Here is a 17,406-nt window from a genome sequence, read left to right as displayed (position 1 = left end):
AGGGTATTCGACCTGAATGAAAAGCTTCCTTCCTGTTAGACAAAAGAAGAAGGGATTCGGCAAAGAAAGCGGTTTTTCCCCAGATGGTGCAGGCATTGCTATGCCTCGTAAAGCTCTAAAGGCAGGCCGTCCGGGTCGGAGAAGAACGTATAGCGCTTGCCCGTTCCGGGATCGGTGCGGATCGGTTCAGCAGTGATGCCTTTTTGCTTGAGCTCCTTGACGGTCTGTTCAAAATCGGCCACCGTGAAAGCCAAATGGCGGAGTCCGGCAGCTTCGGGTCTGGTAAGGCGTGCGGGCGGATCTGGAAAAGAAAACAGCTCGATGACATAGCGGCCGTTTATTGAGAGATCCAGTTTATATGAATCCCGGTCCTTCCTGTACGTTTCGCTCAGAATCTCAAGTCCGAGCTTGTCGACATAGAATGTTTTGGATGCTTCATAATCTGAGCATATAATGGCGATGTGATGAATCGATTCCAGCATTGAGTCAAGCTCCTTTTTTCTTAAAAGTATAGCAAAAGACGCGGCTGCTACCGATAATGGCGAAGTTGTTTTGACGGGGAAGAGTCCCTATACTATAATTAGAATGTTACGCACAGCAAACAGAGGTGAATAGCGTGTTAGACCGTTTAAAATCGATAGAGGACCGATACGAAAAATTAAATGAACTATTAAGCGATCCGGAGGTCGTCAACGATCCGAAGAAGCTTAGAGAATATTCGAAAGAACAATCTGATTTACAAGAAACAGTTGAAGTATACAGACGTTATCGGAGCGCGTCGGAACAGCTGAGCGATGCAAAAGCGATGCTTGAAGAAAAGCTTGACGCTGACATGCGCGAGATGGTCAAAGAGGAGATTTCCGAACTGCAGGAAGAAATCGAATCGCTCACAGATCAGCTGAAGGTATTACTGATCCCGAAAGATCCGAATGATGACAAAAACGTTATCATGGAAATCCGCGGTGCAGCGGGCGGAGAAGAGGCCGCTTTGTTTGCCGGCAACCTTTACCGCATGTACAGCCGCTACGCAGAGCTCCAAGGCTGGAAAACAGAAGTGATGGAAGCGAATACGACAGGTACAGGCGGATATAAAGAAATCATTTTTATGATCAATGGAAGCGGCGCATACTCAAGGCTGAAGTATGAGAACGGCGCACACCGCGTACAGCGCGTTCCAGAGACCGAATCCGGCGGGCGCATTCATACATCCACTGCAACGGTAGCCTGCCTGCCTGAGGCTGAAGAGGTAGAAGTCGACATTCATGAAAAAGACATTCGCGTCGACACCTTCGCTTCGAGCGGTCCGGGAGGGCAAAGCGTCAATACGACGATGTCAGCCGTCCGTCTGACCCACCTTCCGACAGGTGTTGTCGTGTCTTGCCAGGATGAGAAATCTCAGATCAAAAACAAAGAAAAAGCGATGAAGGTTCTGCGCGCGCGAATTTACGATAAATTTCAGCAGGAAGCTCAGGCTGAATATGATCAAAACCGGAAATCCGCCGTCGGAACAGGAGACCGCTCTGAGCGCATCCGTACGTATAACTTTCCGCAAAACCGCGTCACTGATCACCGGATCGGCTTGACGATCCAAAAGCTCGACCAGATCCTTGAAGGCAAGCTTGACGAAGTCATCGACGCGCTGATCGTCGAAGACCAGGCAAGCAAGCTTCAGCAGGCGGAGAGCTAAACATGAAAACAATTTTCGAAGCCCTCAGGTGGGCTTCTTCTTATTTGACGGAAGCGGGAAGAGACCAAAATGCCGCGGAAATTTTGCTGACAGATCAGCTGAACATCGACCGCAGCAAACTGTTAGCAAGCTTCCATGATGTCATATCAGAGTCTGATTTTTCGAGGTTTAAAAAATCTGTCGAGCTTCATTATCAAGGAGTGCCTGTTCAATATATCACCGGAAAAGAGTCCTTTTACGGACGGGAATTTTCGGTAAATGAACACGTTCTGATTCCGCGTCCTGAAACAGAGGAAGTCGTTGAAGCGGTCCTTTCCGAAGCGGAAAGAGTTTTTCACGGACCAGATCGTCTTAAAGCCGTCGATGTCGGTACAGGAAGCGGGGCGATTGCGGTGACCCTTGCCCTCGAGAGCCCGCGTTTTTCCGTCACGGCGACGGATATTTCGGAACAAGCTTTAAGTACAGCGAGACACAACGCCGACCGGCTTGGGGCGAAAGTGGATTTCTTCGGCGGCGATTTGCTTGAGCCGCTTATCACGCGACAGAAGAAAGCTGATGTCATCGTTTCGAATCCACCTTATATATCTGAGGAAGATATGAAGACGTTGTCAGATGTTGTCCGTCTTCATGAACCCGCCGGGGCTTTGACGGACGGTGCTGACGGATTGCAGTTTTATAAGCGTTTCATGAAGGAAATTCCATTTGTCATCGCAGATCAGGCACTGGTGGTGTTTGAAATCGGCTGGGCACAGGGGAATGCCGTCAAAGACATGTTTCACCGCTTCTTTCCTGATGCTGACGTGCGGGTGAGGAAGGATCTTAATGGAAAAGACCGCATCGTCTGCGCGGTCATTGAACAACATAGTTAAAAAAACCGCCGAAAATGAAGTGACCCCAAAAAGTTAGACAAATAAAATCTCATGAAGCAGTTTGACTGGCATGATTCCGGTATTGTACCGGGCTCATGCCTTTTCATTTGATCTTGATCCGTTTATGTCCTTCATTCCCCGCAAAATGCCTTTTAACCGCGTGTATTTTTCCTCAGCTGTCAATTTAGCATAAGAAAACTGCACCTCCAATTGTTAAGTGTGATGCGGTTCAAATTCCCGGAGGTCTTTTTGTTTTGAAAATAGGAACCGCAGCCTTGATCGTTCAGGCGGCTTGCTTTACTGTTTTTTAACAAAATTTTTATCTGAATAAAATAAAAAATAGTTCAAGATTAATATATATCCTAAACGGATTGTCTAATTTTTAATGTAGGGGACAGTGTCACGACATCCCTCTGTAAGCCGCTTTCCCCATTTAGAAGGTTTACCATTGCACATACGGCTTTTTGAGCCAGCTCTTCAACAGGAATATCGATTGTCGTGATTTCCGGATCGGTCACCTCACAGATCGATTGATTGTCATATCCAAGCACTGCAAGCTGCTTTGGCACTTCATATTGATAATATCGGGCCCTTTTAATAATTCCTGCGGCCACTTGGTCGTTTCCCGTAAAAATGGCGGTCGGCTTTTCGGACATGTTGTGGATTTGGTCCATAATGCGGAAGCCGTCATGAATTGTAAATGCGTGGCTGAACATCCACTTCTCCTGGAAACGTAAACCTGCATCAGACAATGCTTTCATAAACCCTTCTTTTCTCATAATCTGGGCCTTGCTATGTATCGTGTCACAGCAAAAGGCCATTAAATGATGCCCTTTTTGAATAAAAAGCTCCGTTCCTTTATATCCGGCTTCGAATTCGTCATAGCAGATCACCGGCACGTCCGCTTCGGCGTGGAATTCATTTGCCAAGACCACGGGACCGTATTTGACGTATTTTTTGATGTCTTCCCATTCATTTTCAAGGCTGCATAACATAACGCCGTCGACTTCTTTCCTCTTGAGCAGCTCCAGTACTTTCAGTTCATTCTGCTTTTGATAAAACGTCTGAAACACAATGACTTTATATTGGTGTTTCAGCGCTTCAGCGGACATATGCTTCATGAGCTGCGCGAAGAATGGGTGGTCCGCGTGAGGGACAGACACTGCGAGAAACATCGTTTTGTTAGATCTGAGCTTTCGTGCAGACGTGTTCGGGATGTAGTCCAATTTTTCGATGACTTCCAAAACCCGCTTCCTTTTTTCTTCAGATACATAGGGATGATCGTTCAGTACTCTTGAAACAGTTGTTTTTGACACATTACTTAATTTTGCAATTTCGTCAATCGTAGGCATAAAGTCACTTCCTGAAAAAAAGAGTTGTTATGGTATCGATTCCATCATTTAACATATGTCATGAAATATGACAGTTTCCCAAAATAATAAAAATGAGGTGGAATTGATGAAAACCGCAAGTGAAAACATGACTTGCACAAGCAAACAGCTATTTGTCCTTCTGAATGATTTGAAGGAAGGGAAGCTCGCTGGTGAATGCCGTATAGACGACACACTGGCAAATCAAAAATTAAAAGAGATTTTGCAGCAGGACCAATTCAACATGAGCGCCAATTTGTTGAACAGAATGGATTCCCTGCCCTCCAGAGTTGATTTTATGCCGCTTCATCGACTGATCACAGATGAAGAAGTAGAAGATGTGATTCATGCGGTGAAAGACGTGCTACCGACCGGGCAATTTACAAGTGGTTCTTATGTTGGCGTATTTGAAGCTGAAATAGCCGCTCTTTTGAGAAAAAATCATGTCATGGCTTCCTCCAGCGGAACCGATGCCATGATTGTCGCACTAAAGGCTGCAGGTGTTGGACAAGGTGATGAAGTCATTATGCCTGCAAACAGCTTTGCTGCAACGGAAAACGCCGTGCTTGCAGCTGGAGGCACTCCGGTTTTCTGCGATATTGACCCTGTTACATTTTGCATGGATCCTTCTGAAATTGAAGCATGCGTCACTTTGAAAACGAAATGTATTTTGCCTGTACACCTTTATGGAAAGCTGCCTGACATGGAAGCCATAGCAAAAATCGCTGATAAATACGGCATCCCGATTATTGAAGACGCCTGCCAGTCGATCGGCGTTTCCGATCTGGGAAAAAACAGCCTTTGCTCCATATTAAGCTTCAATCCGTATAAAAATCTCGGCACTTGCGGAAAAGCCGGCGCAATTGTGACGGATGATCCATCATTTGCATCCGCATGCATGGAATATATGTATCACGGCTTTGAACTGAATCAAAAAAATAAAAAGGCGGCTGATTACGGCTTTAACGCTAAGATTGATAATCTGCAAGCCGCTATTGGACTGGCAAGGATGAAATATCTTTCATTAAATAATCTGAAGCGCTTATATTTAGCAGATCGTTATATTGCGCATTTGCAGCAGTATGAAGACAGAGGTCTGATCAAATTGCCTCAAATGACCGATGATCATGTGTGGCATTTGTTTACAATTAAAATATTAAACGGAAACCGAGACCAAGTCAAAGACATGATGCTTAAATTTCACAATGTCCAAACAGATATATACTACCCGGTTTTATCCCATCATCAAAACACACCGCTTGTAAAAGCCAATTATCAGCACACATCTCTGCCGGTCACTGAATCAGTGCATAAACAAATGCTTCAACTTCCTCTCTATCCGGGACTCACCGTGGAAGAACAAGACAAAGTAATGGAGGCTTTAATTGATGTCGTATCATGAAACACTTTCTTTTCACACTTTGCAGCATGTAAACAAGCCGAAGTACGCCGTATTTTGCGATTTTGATGAGACATATTTCGCCCACAGCATCACCGATGAATCGAGAAAAGCGCTCATGGACCTTGAAACATTTATTCATTCGCACCATCTTGATCACAAGATTTTGCTCGGCTGGGTGACCGGGAGCAGCCTGTCATCCGTTCTTGCAAAAATGAAGCGGGGAGGCTTTCGATATCTTCCGCATTTTGTCGCCAGTGATCTTGGCACTGACATCACTTATTTCTCTGGAGAAGGCCAAGTCTCTGATAAAGATTGGGAAGCCCGATTGCAAGAATCAAATTTCTCCCATGATCTGGTCGAAGAAATCAAGCAGACTCTCTCTGAAAAATATGAGATTGCGCTTGTGCCTCAGACTCAGCATGGTTTTTCCCGCTATAAAATCAATTATTACTATAGATCGTCGGATGAGAGCACAGATAAGAGGGCGCTTGAAGCCATCAGGCGACTTGCAAGAGAGTATGAAATAGGAGTAAATATCAATCGCTGCAACCCTTTGGCAGGCGATCCGGAAAACAGCTATGATGTGGACTTTATCCCCTTGCGGACAGGCAAACCGTACATTGTGGATTTTATATTGGATAAATTCGCGATAGAGAGGGAGAATTCATTTGCTTTCGGCGACAGCGGAAACGATGTGGATATGCTTAAAAAAACCGGACATGGTTATCTGGTGGGGAATGCGACAGCAGAAGCCAAGTCGCTCCATTCCCGTATGACAGAAGGCAGCTATACGGCTGGAATTTTAGAAGTGCTAAAAGCCCATATCAAACGATAAGGAGTGTCCTTAGATGAAAATCGGAATTATTGGAGCCGGAGGAATTGCAAAAGCTCATGCGAAAGCTCTTTCAACAGTCAAAGGTGCCGAGCTTTCCGGGTTTTTTGATATCAACTCGCTTGCCTCGCGTAAATGTGCGTTTGAATACGGAGGAACTGTATTTAACAGTATGCAGGAGCTGCTGAATCAGTCGACGGCAGTTATCGTTTCATCGCCGAACTTTTGCCATAAAGAACATGCGCTTGAAGCGGTGGCCGCAGGTAAGTATGTATTGTGTGAAAAACCGATGGCTGTCTCAATGGAAGAAGCGGAGGAGATGAAAAAGAGGGCGTCTCAATCTGCTTATATTCCGATCATGGGCTTCAATTACCGCCATCTCACATTTGTTCAGCGCCTAAAAAATATGATATCCGGCAATGAACTTGGAGATATTTTGTCCATCAATGTCCATTTTAAGAAAAACAGCGCCTTGAGAAGAAAAAAATATACTTGGCGCGATCATTCGAAAAGCAACAAAACGAGCGGGGCATTAGGAGATTTGGGTGTGCATTTAATCGATCTCATTCTCTATTTGTTCGACAGCCCGTTTAAACTGGACAGTTTAAAAGTCAAAATGATGACGGTCGTCAAAGAAAAAGAACAAAAACAGGTATATGTTGATGATCATTCTGAAGTATACGGTCAGCTTGAAAATCATGTGTTTGTCAATATGATTACGTCAAAATGCACAAAAGCGGATGAATGCGGCTTTAGCATCGAGGTCAATGGCCAAAACGGCGTATTTTACTATCATTCACGGCAGAAAAATCAGTTTTTGCTGAGAACGGGATTGACGGAGCAGATGATAACAATGCCGGACACGTGGCTGACAGACCCTGAAAATGAATTTTACGGATGGGCCGATTCCTTCAGAGTTCAGCTGATCCAATGGATGAACGGAATTCGGGATCGCAATTTCGCATCTCTTGCCACTTTTGAAGATGGATACAAGACGCAGTTTTATTTAAATGAATTTTTCAATAAAGGTCAGCAGCTGTCCCTTTCAAAACAAGCAAACTAGCATTGGGAAAAACCCTTGCCGGCCGTGCCAAAAGCCGCAAGGGTTTTATGGTCTGCAACGAAGGAGTGAGTCTAATGAAAAAAACATTTCTATTCGGCTGTTCGTTTTATTTTCTTGTAGGGATTATCCATATCCTGCTGGGGAGCCTGTCACCGTATATCATTCAAGAATATCATCGGGATCTTCATGATCTATCCTTCCTGATCTTTTTCCAATTTACCGGTTTTCTAATCGGCGTCCTGCTTGCGCCGATATTTGTCAGACGCACCTCTCATATGGCTGTATTGACGTTTGGCCTTCTTCTTATTCTCGTTACGCTTTTAGGCGTTTTTCTTTTTGATGTGTTCATCTTTTTTGTCATCATGGGGTTTTTGCTCGGCTTTGGCGCGGGTACTTTAGAAACGACGATGGGAGCGTATGTGATTGCACAAGATAAAAATGCGAAAGGGATGAATATTTTAGAGGTTTTTTTCGGATTAGGCGCTTTGCTGTTTCCTTTTCTTATTTATATCCTTACGGAACGATATGCCTGGCATTTCCCCTTGTATGCTTTATTTATCTTCGTTTTTGTGCTTGCGTGTATGTGGGTGGTTTATTTGCGCAGAAAAACCCCCGACACTGCTTCTGGTCAAATGGCTTATCAGGAAAAACCGACTGTGTCAGCCATATTTGAAATCGGAAGGAAAGAAAAAAACATTTTCCTCTTTCTCATATTCGCTTTTGTATATGCGGGTATCGAGACCAATTTCGCAAACTTTTTGCCGGCGCTGATGCTGGAAAAAGGAGCAGAAGAAATCAGCGTCATCAGCGTCACGTTTTTTTGGACGGGAATGGTGTGCGGACGTTTATTGACAAGTATTTTTGGCGGACGCTTAACTTCCGTTGCCTTTTTGATCTTCAGTGCCGGAGCCTTGACTGTTTTGCTTTTGATTCTGGCGTGGTTTCCGGTTCATCAATTACAGCTGCTCCTCGTATTTTTCATCGGGCTGTCGGCAGCCGGCATTTTTCCGTGCGCCGTCACTCTGGCCTCGTTGGCTGGAAAGCCTTTTACAGAGGAAATCACCAGTCTCTTCATTTCATCCGCAAGTCTGGGAGGAGCGCTTCTTTCATTCTTGATCGGCTGGGCGATTGATGCAAGCGCAGCCGCTGTCTTTCCGTTTCTGCTGTTTGGTGGATTGGGGGGCTTGCTGCTGGTGATCAGCGCGGTGATTTTTTTATCCGGCCTGCAAAAAAACAAGCAGAGCCATTTGGATATGTAGACCTTTTAGGAAGAGATTACAAGCTTAGTAGGATTTTTTTCAGCATCCGTTTAAACCGTTCCATCTTTGACCATAATGTTGCTAGAAAAGGTTGAAGAACGGAGAGGAACGGTGGGGAAAATGAAGAAATCAAACATTGCCTGTATGTATATTTTTCTTTTATTAATAGGAGCGCTAGCAAATCTCACGACGGAAGAGACGGCCCAATCATCAGGCGGGAAGCCTGCCGTGATTCCTGATGAAGCGATTCGGCTGCGGATTTTGGCAAACAGCGACAGCGGGAGCGACCAAAGCGTCAAACGCAAAATCAGGGATGAGGTCAATAAACAAATTACGAAATGGGTGGAAAACCTGACCTCGGTTGAGGAAGCGAGACAAGTCATCAGGTCGAAGCTGCCCGAAATCAAAGAGGTTGCCAAGGATGTCATGAAACGCGAAAATGTCCGGCAATCCGTGTCTGTCCGTTTTGATCGAGTTTCATTTCCGACAAAGCTATACGGCAATATGGTGTATCCGGCCGGAGAATATGAGGCTGTTTTAATTACATTAGGCAAGGGAGAGGGAGCCAACTGGTGGTGCGTCCTGTTTCCGCCGCTTTGCTTTCTTGATTTTTCCAATGGGGAAGCCGTAAAGTCGCCTGAAGACGAACAAATCGCTGCCGGGGAAAAAAGCCGGGAAGAAAAAACAGATGCGGCGGATGTAGCGGTATCTGGCAAAGATAAAGAAGACAAAGAAGACAAAGAAGTGAAGTTTTTTCTTGTCGAATGGATTACCGGGCTTTTTTCTTAAAGGGACCGCCTTGCTTTCGTGCAGGGCGGTTTTTTACTGTTTGTTTTTTCATGATGGTTATTCACGCTTTTGAATATGATATAATTTTCCAAAATGGTTCGGGGGAAATACTGCTTTTCGGATATACACCTTTTGCCCCTTTCTGATGCGCCAATCACATTGCGCGGCAGAAGAGAAACTGTCTTATCACCAGTACGGAGTTTATTTGCATACTCATTCAAAGCGTTAGTTCCTGCTAATCAAAATTGAAAAATGAATAGCCGGCTTTCTTCCAAATCAAAAGGTATATTTTACTGTCGCCCTCATAGATTGGATAGAGAAGTTAAAAAACGGGGTGAAAAGATGTTCTACCAATTGAGGTTAGCGGAAACGAAAGACATGAATGCGATCGAAGCATTTTTAAAAAAGGCGGGGACAAGCCATAAAGGTCTTGAGGAAGCGAAGAGCCAGTTTATCATGATGGAAGACCCTCCCGATGAAATCGTCGCCTGCCTCGGAATGGAGGAATTTGAAAACAAAAAAGGGCTGCTGCGCTCGCTTGTCGTGTCTGACAAGCTCAGCCAAGGCCACATCGTTTCCTTGTTTCAAAGCATGCAGGTATTGTGCGAGAAGCGGGGAATCCAAACCCTTTATTTAATTGCCAATAAGCGAACATCGATGGATTTCCTTGAAGTGCTCGGTTTTAAACAAGCTGCGGCAATTCCTGAAGAGCTTGATGGCTCTGAGCATGTTTCAGACTCACTGAACGTAAATGGAGCCGTTTTAATGGAGAAAACGTCAAGTTAGCCGTTAACTTATACACAGGGATATCCACGGATTCAAAAGCGTTATCCACAAAATGTGGACAACGCTTGTTTTCTTTTCTTTCATCTTTTATACTTTCAACATGATTTACATGAATTATTAACGTTTTTAGTGTTTTATTAAGGGAGTTTTGATGTTAATGAAAACAAAAGTATGGACTGTGGATGTAAAACGCGATTTGTCCACAAACTGTCCACAAATTACACAAGCTGCAAGACTGCTTCAACAAAATGAAACGGTTGCTTTTCCGACAGAGACTGTGTACGGACTTGGTGCAAACGCCAAACACAGCGAAGCAGTAGCTAAAATATACGAAGCGAAAGGGCGTCCGAGCGACAATCCGCTCATTGTCCACATCGCTGAAATTGAACAGCTCGCAGAATTTGCAGAGGTTGATTCGCCTCAGGCCGAAATGCTGATGAAGCGTTTTTGGCCCGGGCCGCTGACCCTTGTGCTGCCGTGCAAGCCCGGGGTGTTATCCACAAGGGTGACGGCGGGGCTCGACACGGTCGCGGTCAGAATGCCTGATCATCCTGTGGCGCTTGAGCTGATTAGACAGGCCGGCGTTCCGGTGGCGGCCCCGAGCGCCAATCTGTCCGGGAAACCGAGTCCGACGAAAGCCGAGCATGTCGTCCACGATTTGAACGGACGGATTGCAGGTGTCGTTGACGGCGGTCCTACAGGAGTAGGGGTCGAATCAACGGTTGTTTCATGCACCGGTGAAATCCCGGTCATTTTGAGGCCGGGCGGCGTCACAAAAGAGCAGCTCGAAGAAACGGCCGGCCCCGTCTTGATTGACCAGGGCCTCACCGACGAAAAAAAGGCGCCTATGTCTCCCGGGATGAAATATACGCATTATGCACCGGAGGCCCCGCTTGCCATTGTGAACGGGGGCGTTGAAGATATTCAACGGCTGATCGACCAATATCAGAAGGACGGCATGAAAGTCGGTGTCCTCACAACAGAGGAACGGGCCGGTGCCTATCAGGCGGATGCCGTCCGCATTTGCGGCAGAAGAGACCGGCTGGAAACCGTTGCCGCAGGGTTGTATGACGCTCTCCGCAGCTTTGATGGCGAAGATCTCGGTTTTATTTTTGCGGAGTCTTTCCCTGAGGAAGGGGTGGGCCGGGCGATTATGAACCGGCTGTTGAAAGCGGCAGGCCACCGCGTAATCGAGGCATAGCCTGAGCAGGTTTGTTCTATCCGCCTTTGGACGTGCATAAGCTAGAAAAGCTGGCGTGTCCAAGGGGGAATTGCATGAATGTTGACGTGTTAATAGGCGAAATCCTGACGCTCTCGATCATGGCTTTTGCACTCGGCATGGATGCCTTTTCAGTCGGTCTTGGAATGGGAATGGCCAAGCTGAAAAGGAACCAAATCTTTCAAATCGGCGTCATTATTGGATTGTTCCATGTCATCATGCCGCTTGGCGGAATGATTGCGGGACAGTTTCTTTCGGGTGCGCTTGGTGCGCTTGCGGGGTATCTTGGGGGAGCACTTTTATTGGTGCTGGGCATTCAGATGATTGCCGCATCTTTTAATAAAAGCGGGGAGCAGATCATCTCTCCGCACGGCTTCGGCTTATTCATTTTTGCCGTCGGTGTCAGTCTCGACAGCTTTTCAGTCGGTCTCAGCCTCGGCCTTTACGGGACGAAACCGTTATTAACGATCTTTTTGTTCGGTTTGTTCAGCATGGTGTTAACTTGGGCAGGCCTTCTGCTTGGAAAAAAGGTTCAAACATGGCTTGGCGCCTACAGTGAAGCGCTCGGAGGAGCCATCTTGCTGAGCTTCGGCCTGAAGCTTTTGCTGCCAATTTAATTGAAAGAAGAAAATCTTTTTTCTGTTTTGCATAACATAATGGAACTTAGAAAAAGAGGGGGCGAGATCCCTTCTTTTTTGATTTCTGGAGCGGATTTTATTATTTTCCGGCTGAATCCTTTATAATATGAACAAAGGAGTGAACAAGATTGAACATATTATTTGTCTGTACTGGAAATACGTGCCGCAGCCCGATGGCCGAAGCGCTTTTTAAATCTGCGGCTGCCGAAAAAAATCTGGACGTCTCCGTCAAATCTGCCGGGTTGTTTGCTCCTGAAAACGGAAAAGCTTCTTTATATGCAGTCGAAGCGCTTTTTGAAAAAAACATCGCCCTGAATCATACATCTTCACAGCTTTCCGAGGAGAAGGTGGAATGGGCGGATCTTGTACTGACGATGACAGAGCAGCACAAGCAGCTGGCAGCACATGAATTTTCAGAGAGCCGAGATAAAATCTATACGCTGAAAGAGTATGTCAAAGGGGAAAGCGGGGACATCATTGACCCGTTCGGCGGTTCCCTCAGCGACTATCAAAAAACGAGGGATGAGCTGGAGCAGCTGCTGAGCAAATTGGCAGAGATGCTGGCGAAGAAATCTCAGGAATAGAAGCGGGCTAAGGAGCGTTTGCAAATCAAGCGGCAGCGGGTACAATAGACATGATCAATCAGAAATATATATCGGCTGTATACTGCTTAACGGTCTCCGCGAGACTTTTGGCGGCACATCAAACGAGGAGGAGTCATTCCAATGAAAGTAATCATTGCATCAGATCACGGCGGAATCAATATCAGAAAAGAAATTATGGCATTGATGGATGAATTGAACATCGAATACGAAGATTACGGCTGCGAATGCGGTTCAGGATCTGTGGACTACCCGGATTATGCGTTTCCGGTCGCGCAAAAAGTGGCGGACGGGGAAGCCGACAGAGGCATTTTAATATGCGGAACAGGAATCGGCATGAGCATTTCCGCCAATAAAGTAAAAGGCATCCGCTGCGCCCTTGTCCACGACGTTTTCAGCGCGAAAATGACAAGAGAGCACAATGACACGAATGTTCTTGCGATGGGTGAACGGGTGATCGGCCCTGGTTTAGCGAGAGAGATTGCAAAGGTTTGGCTTACGACTGAGTTTTCAGCCGGGCGGCACGCCGTCCGCATCGGAAAAATCGCCGATTATGAAGACAAGCATGAATAAAGGGTGTCGTCAATCATGAAAAATCTCGAACAGACATGGCGTTCTATATTAGATGAATTTCATCAGCAGGCGAATTTGCGCGACGGCCAGATCGTCGTCATCGGCTGCAGCACAAGCGAGGTGGCCGGAAGGCGCATCGGCACTTCGGGAAGCGGGCAAATCGCTGAAGCGGTCTACAAAGGTCTTGAAGAGCTCCGGAACAAAACAGGAATTGCTCTCGCTTTTCAATGCTGCGAACATTTAAACAGGGCGTTGGTCGTCGAGGAAGAAACGGCGAAAGCATACCGTCTTCCCGTTGTTTTCGCTGTTCCTGTTCCGAAAGCGGGGGGTTCGATGGCTTCATATGCCTATAAACATATGAAGGCTCCTGTTCTTGTTGAACAAATAGAGGCTGATGCGGGGATCGACATCGGCGACACGTTTATAGGGATGCATTTAAAGCCTGTGGCGGTTCCTGTCCGCGTCTCTCAAAAACAGCTGGGCGAAGCGCACGTGACGCTTGCGCGGACAAGGCCGAAGCTGATTGGAGGCGTCCGCGCCGTGTATGAAGCGGAGTAGCGGAAGGAAGAGCCGGACAGGCTTTTTTCTTTATCAGAATAATTTTTAAACAAATGATATGTCGAACTATATGATTTGTCTATTCGTTTAATATTCGGTTTTTCCAATAATAAAAAACGATTTTTAAAAATAATCTCTTACATTTGCATGAAAAACCGTGTACAATGAGATGGTATAATTAACGAAATGGAAACAGATAGGAGAGGATCTCGCTGATGAAACATTTACCTGCGCAAGATGAACAAGTTTTTAGCGCCATTCAAGATGAGCGGAAACGTCAACAGTCGAAGATTGAGCTGATCGCTTCTGAAAACTTTGTAAGTGAAGCGGTTATGGAAGCTCAAGGCTCGGTTTTAACAAATAAATATGCGGAAGGATATCCTGGAAAACGCTACTATGGCGGATGTGAGCATGTAGACGTGGCAGAGGATATCGCGCGCGACCGCGCCAAGCAGATCTTCGGCGCCGAGCACGTCAACGTTCAGCCGCATTCCGGTGCACAAGCGAACATGGCGGTATACTTCACGATTTTGGAGCACGGTGACACCGTATTGGGAATGAACCTCGCTCACGGCGGACATTTAACGCACGGCAGCCCTGTCAACTTCAGCGGTGTTCAGTACAACTTCGTGGAATACGGCGTTGATAAAGAGACGCAGTATATTGATTACGAAGATGTCCGTGAAAAAGCGCTCAAACATAAGCCTAAGCTGATTGTGGCCGGAGCAAGCGCATATCCGCGCACCATCGATTTTAAAAAGTTCCGCGAAATCGCTGATGAAGTCGGAGCCTATGTGATGGTAGACATGGCGCATATCGCCGGACTTGTAGCAGCAGGTCTTCACCCGAATCCTGTTCCTTACTCTGACTTTGTGACGACGACAACTCATAAAACGCTTCGCGGACCGCGCGGCGGCATGATTCTTTGCCGTGAAGAGTTTGCGAAACAAATCGACAAGTCGATCTTCCCTGGAATTCAAGGCGGACCGTTAATGCACGTGATCGCTGCAAAGGCTGTTTCCTTTGGCGAAGCTTTAAAAGACGAATTCAAAACATATGCCCAAAATGTCATTAACAATGCGAAGCGCTTGGCTGAAACATTGAAAAAAGAGGGTATCGAGCTCGTATCCGGCGGAACGGATAACCATCTTGTGCTGGTCGACCTGCGCTCTCTCGGCATAACCGGAAAAGTGGCTGAAAATGTACTTGATGAAGTCGGCATTACCGTCAACAAAAACGCGATTCCTTATGATCCTGAAAAACCTTTCGTAACGAGCGGAATCCGCGTCGGCACAGCAGCCGTGACAAGCCGCGGCTTTGATCTGGAAGCGATCGAAGAAGTGGGAGCGATCATCGCGCTCGCTCTTAAAAACCATGAAGACGAAGCGAAGCTTGAAGAAGCAAAACAGCGTGTAGAAGCGCTGACAAACAGATTCCCGTTGTATACCGGGCTTGATTACTAAGATATTTGTGCCGCTCCGAAAAGGGGCGGTTTTTTTCATAAAATTGTCTCCTGATTTTTGTTGAAACAAGCTGTTTTTTTATGTAGAATCAATAGAAGTGTGTGAAAAAAAGGAGCTGAAAACGGATATGGGAAAGGTATATGTGTTTGATCACCCTCTTATACAGCATAAGCTTACATACATCCGGGACGTAAAGACCGGAACGAAAGAATTCAGAGAGCTTGTTGATGAGGTTGCAACGCTGATGGCATTTGAGATTACGCGAGACCTGCCGCTGGAGGAAGTGAATGTAGAAACTCCTGTGCAAATGGCAAAGTCAAACGTCATCGCCGGAAAAAAACTCGGGGTTGTTCCGATTCTGAGAGCAGGGCTTGGAATGGTAGACGGAATTTTGAAGTTGATTCCTGCTGCAAAAGTCGGACATGTCGGGCTTTACCGTGATCCTGAAACATTGAAGCCTGTTGAGTATTATGTCAAGCTTCCATCCGATGTTGAAGAACGCGAATTCATCGTCGTCGATCCGATGCTGGCAACCGGAGGTTCGGCGGTAGAGGCGCTGAACAGCTTGAAGAAACGCGGGGCAAAAAATATCCGTTTTATGTGTCTGATCGCTGCTCCGGAAGGTGTGGACGAAGTGCAGAAGCATCATCCTGATGTTGACATTTACATTGCCGCTCTGGATGAAAAACTAAATGAAAAAGGATATATCGTTCCCGGATTGGGCGACGCTGGGGACCGCATGTTCGGAACGAAATAATGTAAGAAAATCCTGAAAAAGGGTTTTCTTTTTTTGTGTTTTATACCATAATTAAACATGTGTGCGTCTTAAATGAGGCGAATTTGTGAACATTTTGTGAGAGCTGCTGTGAATATGAATAGTTTTTTAACTTTAAACAGATTGACACCTCAGGGGGGCTATTGTATGCTAAAATAGGCTATTATGATAAGGTTTTCATAGCGGTTATCATAATGACCAGTCCTCTGTTAAAATCCTTTGAAAACCCCATATTTGCAGGCGACAGACAGATCACCGGCCCGTGAAATTTCGGACTGTGTGAAGTCTTGAGCAGAACACTACGTTCTGTAAAATGGTCAGACCGCCTAGTTTACCGTAATCGTAAGATAGATTTAAAATTTTCACATCAGGAGCGTATTTGATGACCGATGCGAGTCTTTCATTCCGTAGGCAACAAAAATATGTCCTATATATTTTAGCAGTCTGCGTGTTAGGCTATGGATTTCTGCCATATCAGGCAATTTTTTTAGGCCTGATTACAGGCACTGTTTTCAGCTATTTCAATCTCTGGCTGCTGACCAAAAGGATGCAGGCCTTCGATAAAGCAGTGGCAAAAGGCAAAATGATCCGTTCTCTCGGGACTGCTTCCAGATTGTGCAACGCCATTATCGCGGCGGCCATTGCTTATAAATACCCTGAATATATTCATTTGGCAGGCGTCATTGTGGGGTTGATGACAATTTATCCTGTCATTATGATAGATTCCTTTATCCAGCTAAAACGTTCATCAATGGAAGAGAGGTGAAAACCCTTTGCACGAATCAAGAGTTGTTAACTTTTTAGGCCTTAACTTTGATGTATCAAGTATCTTAATGATTACTGTGACAAGCATCATCGTCTTTCTGATAGCGGTGCTGACCACAAGAACACTCGCGATCCGGCCGACGAAAGCCCAGAACTTTATGGAGTGGATTGTCGACTTTGTTCGCAATATTATCGGCAGCACAATGGATCTTAAAGTCGGCAGAGACTTTCTCGCTCTTGGCGTAACCCTGCTGATGTACATATTTGTTGCCAACATGCTCGGCCTTCCGTTTTCCATTACAGTAGGCCATGAATTATGGTGGAAATCCCCGACAGCCGATCCGGCCGTTACTTTAACCCTCGCCGTAATGGTTATGGGGCTTACTCATTATTACGGAGTAAAAAGAAAAGGGGTGGGGGAGTATACCAAAGAATTTTTCAGACCGATTCCATATTTGGTGCCGCTGAAAATCATTGAAGAATTTGCGAATACATTAACATTGGGATTGCGACTTTACGGTAATATTTTCGCCGGCGAAATTCTGCTCGGCCTTCTTGCCGGACTGGCAACCAACTTCTATTCTCAAAGCATTTTCCTGGGGCTGGTTGGAACGATTGGTGCGGTTGTGCCGATGCTTGCATGGCAGGCATTCAGCTTGTTCATAGGTACAATCCAGGCATTCATTTTCACGATGTTAACAATGGTTTACATGTCTCACAAAGTAAGTCATGAACACTAAAAATAAGACATATCCG

19 protein-coding genes are annotated in these 17,406 nt (G+C 45.9%); 17 read left to right on the top strand and 2 right to left on the bottom strand.

All coding sequences use genetic code 11. The annotated features are described in order from the left end of the window. Nucleotides 1–98: 98 nt before the first annotated feature. Nucleotides 99–482 carry a VOC family protein gene (locus MKX80_RS20230; RefSeq protein ID WP_268333024.1) on the bottom strand — a complete coding sequence of 128 codons (384 nt, stop codon included), beginning with the start codon at nucleotides 480–482 and terminating at the stop codon, nucleotides 99–101. A gap of 134 nt (nucleotides 483–616) precedes the next feature. Between MKX80_RS20230 and prfA the strand changes: the two genes are divergently transcribed. Both prfA and prmC read left to right on the top strand, forming a co-directional pair. Continuing rightward, nucleotides 617–1,687: a peptide chain release factor 1 gene (gene prfA / locus MKX80_RS20225; protein ID WP_154998381.1), complete on the top strand. Its 1,071-nt coding sequence runs from the start codon at nucleotides 617–619 to the stop codon at nucleotides 1,685–1,687. 2 nt (nucleotides 1,688–1,689) lie between these two features. Next, nucleotides 1,690–2,556 (top strand): peptide chain release factor N(5)-glutamine methyltransferase, encoded by an 867-nt coding sequence (prmC, locus tag MKX80_RS20220; RefSeq protein WP_268315658.1) that lies wholly within the window; start codon nucleotides 1,690–1,692, stop codon nucleotides 2,554–2,556. 362 nt (nucleotides 2,557–2,918) lie between these two features. Here the strand turns inward: prmC and MKX80_RS20215 are convergent, their stop codons facing one another. Next, nucleotides 2,919–3,908 carry a LacI family DNA-binding transcriptional regulator gene (locus tag MKX80_RS20215; RefSeq protein ID WP_154998377.1) on the bottom strand — a complete coding sequence of 330 codons (990 nt, stop codon included), beginning with the start codon at nucleotides 3,906–3,908 and terminating at the stop codon, nucleotides 2,919–2,921. 106 nt (nucleotides 3,909–4,014) lie between these two features. On the opposite strand from MKX80_RS20215, the gene MKX80_RS20210 reads away from it, so the two are divergent. The 15 genes from MKX80_RS20210 to atpB all read left to right on the top strand — a co-directional run bounded on the left by MKX80_RS20210 (nucleotide 4,015) and on the right by atpB (nucleotide 17,390). Then, nucleotides 4,015–5,328, top strand: a complete 1,314-nt coding sequence (locus MKX80_RS20210; RefSeq protein WP_182069917.1) for a DegT/DnrJ/EryC1/StrS family aminotransferase — start codon at nucleotides 4,015–4,017, stop codon at nucleotides 5,326–5,328. Continuing rightward, a complete protein-coding gene (locus MKX80_RS20205; RefSeq protein WP_154998373.1) occupies nucleotides 5,315–6,163 on the top strand; it encodes an HAD-IIB family hydrolase in 849 nt (282 codons plus the stop codon). Before MKX80_RS20210 ends, MKX80_RS20205 begins: the two co-directional genes overlap by 14 nt. A 13-nt stretch (nucleotides 6,164–6,176) precedes the next feature. Beyond that, on the top strand, nucleotides 6,177–7,223 hold the full coding sequence (locus MKX80_RS20200) for a Gfo/Idh/MocA family oxidoreductase (RefSeq protein WP_154998371.1): 1,047 nt from the start codon (nucleotides 6,177–6,179) through the stop codon (nucleotides 7,221–7,223). A 74-nt stretch (nucleotides 7,224–7,297) separates the two neighbouring features. Beyond that, nucleotides 7,298–8,482 (top strand): MFS transporter, encoded by a 1,185-nt coding sequence (locus MKX80_RS20195; protein ID WP_234112373.1) that lies wholly within the window; start codon nucleotides 7,298–7,300, stop codon nucleotides 8,480–8,482. Nucleotides 8,483–8,602: 120 nt separating this feature from the next. Then, nucleotides 8,603–9,271, top strand: a complete 669-nt coding sequence (gene spoIIR / locus MKX80_RS20190; RefSeq protein WP_154998473.1) for a stage II sporulation protein R — start codon at nucleotides 8,603–8,605, stop codon at nucleotides 9,269–9,271. Between the two features lie 342 nt (nucleotides 9,272–9,613). Further along, a complete protein-coding gene (locus MKX80_RS20185; RefSeq protein ID WP_154998365.1) occupies nucleotides 9,614–10,057 on the top strand; it encodes a hypothetical protein in 444 nt (147 codons plus the stop codon). A 157-nt stretch (nucleotides 10,058–10,214) separates the two neighbouring features. Beyond that, nucleotides 10,215–11,258: an L-threonylcarbamoyladenylate synthase gene (locus MKX80_RS20180; protein ID WP_182069921.1), complete on the top strand. Its 1,044-nt coding sequence runs from the start codon at nucleotides 10,215–10,217 to the stop codon at nucleotides 11,256–11,258. 74 nt (nucleotides 11,259–11,332) lie between these two features. Further along, nucleotides 11,333–11,893 (top strand): manganese efflux pump, encoded by a 561-nt coding sequence (locus tag MKX80_RS20175; protein ID WP_023857078.1) that lies wholly within the window; start codon nucleotides 11,333–11,335, stop codon nucleotides 11,891–11,893. Between the two features lie 149 nt (nucleotides 11,894–12,042). Beyond that, nucleotides 12,043–12,498 carry a low molecular weight protein arginine phosphatase gene (locus MKX80_RS20170; protein ID WP_154998361.1) on the top strand — a complete coding sequence of 152 codons (456 nt, stop codon included), beginning with the start codon at nucleotides 12,043–12,045 and terminating at the stop codon, nucleotides 12,496–12,498. A 141-nt stretch (nucleotides 12,499–12,639) separates the two neighbouring features. Next, nucleotides 12,640–13,089, top strand: a complete 450-nt coding sequence (gene rpiB / locus MKX80_RS20165; RefSeq protein WP_020453266.1) for a ribose 5-phosphate isomerase B — start codon at nucleotides 12,640–12,642, stop codon at nucleotides 13,087–13,089. Nucleotides 13,090–13,104: 15 nt separating this feature from the next. Next, the gene (locus tag MKX80_RS20160) at nucleotides 13,105–13,647 is read left to right on the top strand and encodes a TIGR01440 family protein (RefSeq protein ID WP_154998359.1); all 543 of its coding nucleotides are present in this window, start codon (nucleotides 13,105–13,107) and stop codon (nucleotides 13,645–13,647) included. Between the two features lie 215 nt (nucleotides 13,648–13,862). Then, nucleotides 13,863–15,110: a serine hydroxymethyltransferase gene (gene glyA, locus MKX80_RS20155; protein ID WP_154998357.1), complete on the top strand. Its 1,248-nt coding sequence runs from the start codon at nucleotides 13,863–13,865 to the stop codon at nucleotides 15,108–15,110. Between the two features lie 127 nt (nucleotides 15,111–15,237). After that, nucleotides 15,238–15,867 (top strand): uracil phosphoribosyltransferase, encoded by a 630-nt coding sequence (gene upp / locus MKX80_RS20150; RefSeq protein ID WP_003186017.1) that lies wholly within the window; start codon nucleotides 15,238–15,240, stop codon nucleotides 15,865–15,867. Nucleotides 15,868–16,267: 400 nt separating this feature from the next. Beyond that, nucleotides 16,268–16,651 carry an ATP synthase subunit I gene (locus MKX80_RS20145; protein ID WP_152846752.1) on the top strand — a complete coding sequence of 128 codons (384 nt, stop codon included), beginning with the start codon at nucleotides 16,268–16,270 and terminating at the stop codon, nucleotides 16,649–16,651. Between the two features lie 7 nt (nucleotides 16,652–16,658). Next, entirely contained in the window at nucleotides 16,659–17,390 is a 732-nt protein-coding gene (gene atpB, locus MKX80_RS20140) for a F0F1 ATP synthase subunit A (protein WP_076759305.1), read from the top strand. The last annotated feature ends 16 nt before the right edge of the window (nucleotides 17,391–17,406 follow it).

Origin of the sequence: Bacillus sp. FSL K6-0972 (genome assembly GCF_037976035.1) — a bacterium.
In the GTDB taxonomy this organism is placed as follows: domain Bacteria; phylum Bacillota; class Bacilli; order Bacillales; family Bacillaceae; genus Bacillus; species Bacillus haynesii.
This window is presented reverse-complemented; position numbering and strand designations above follow the sequence as displayed.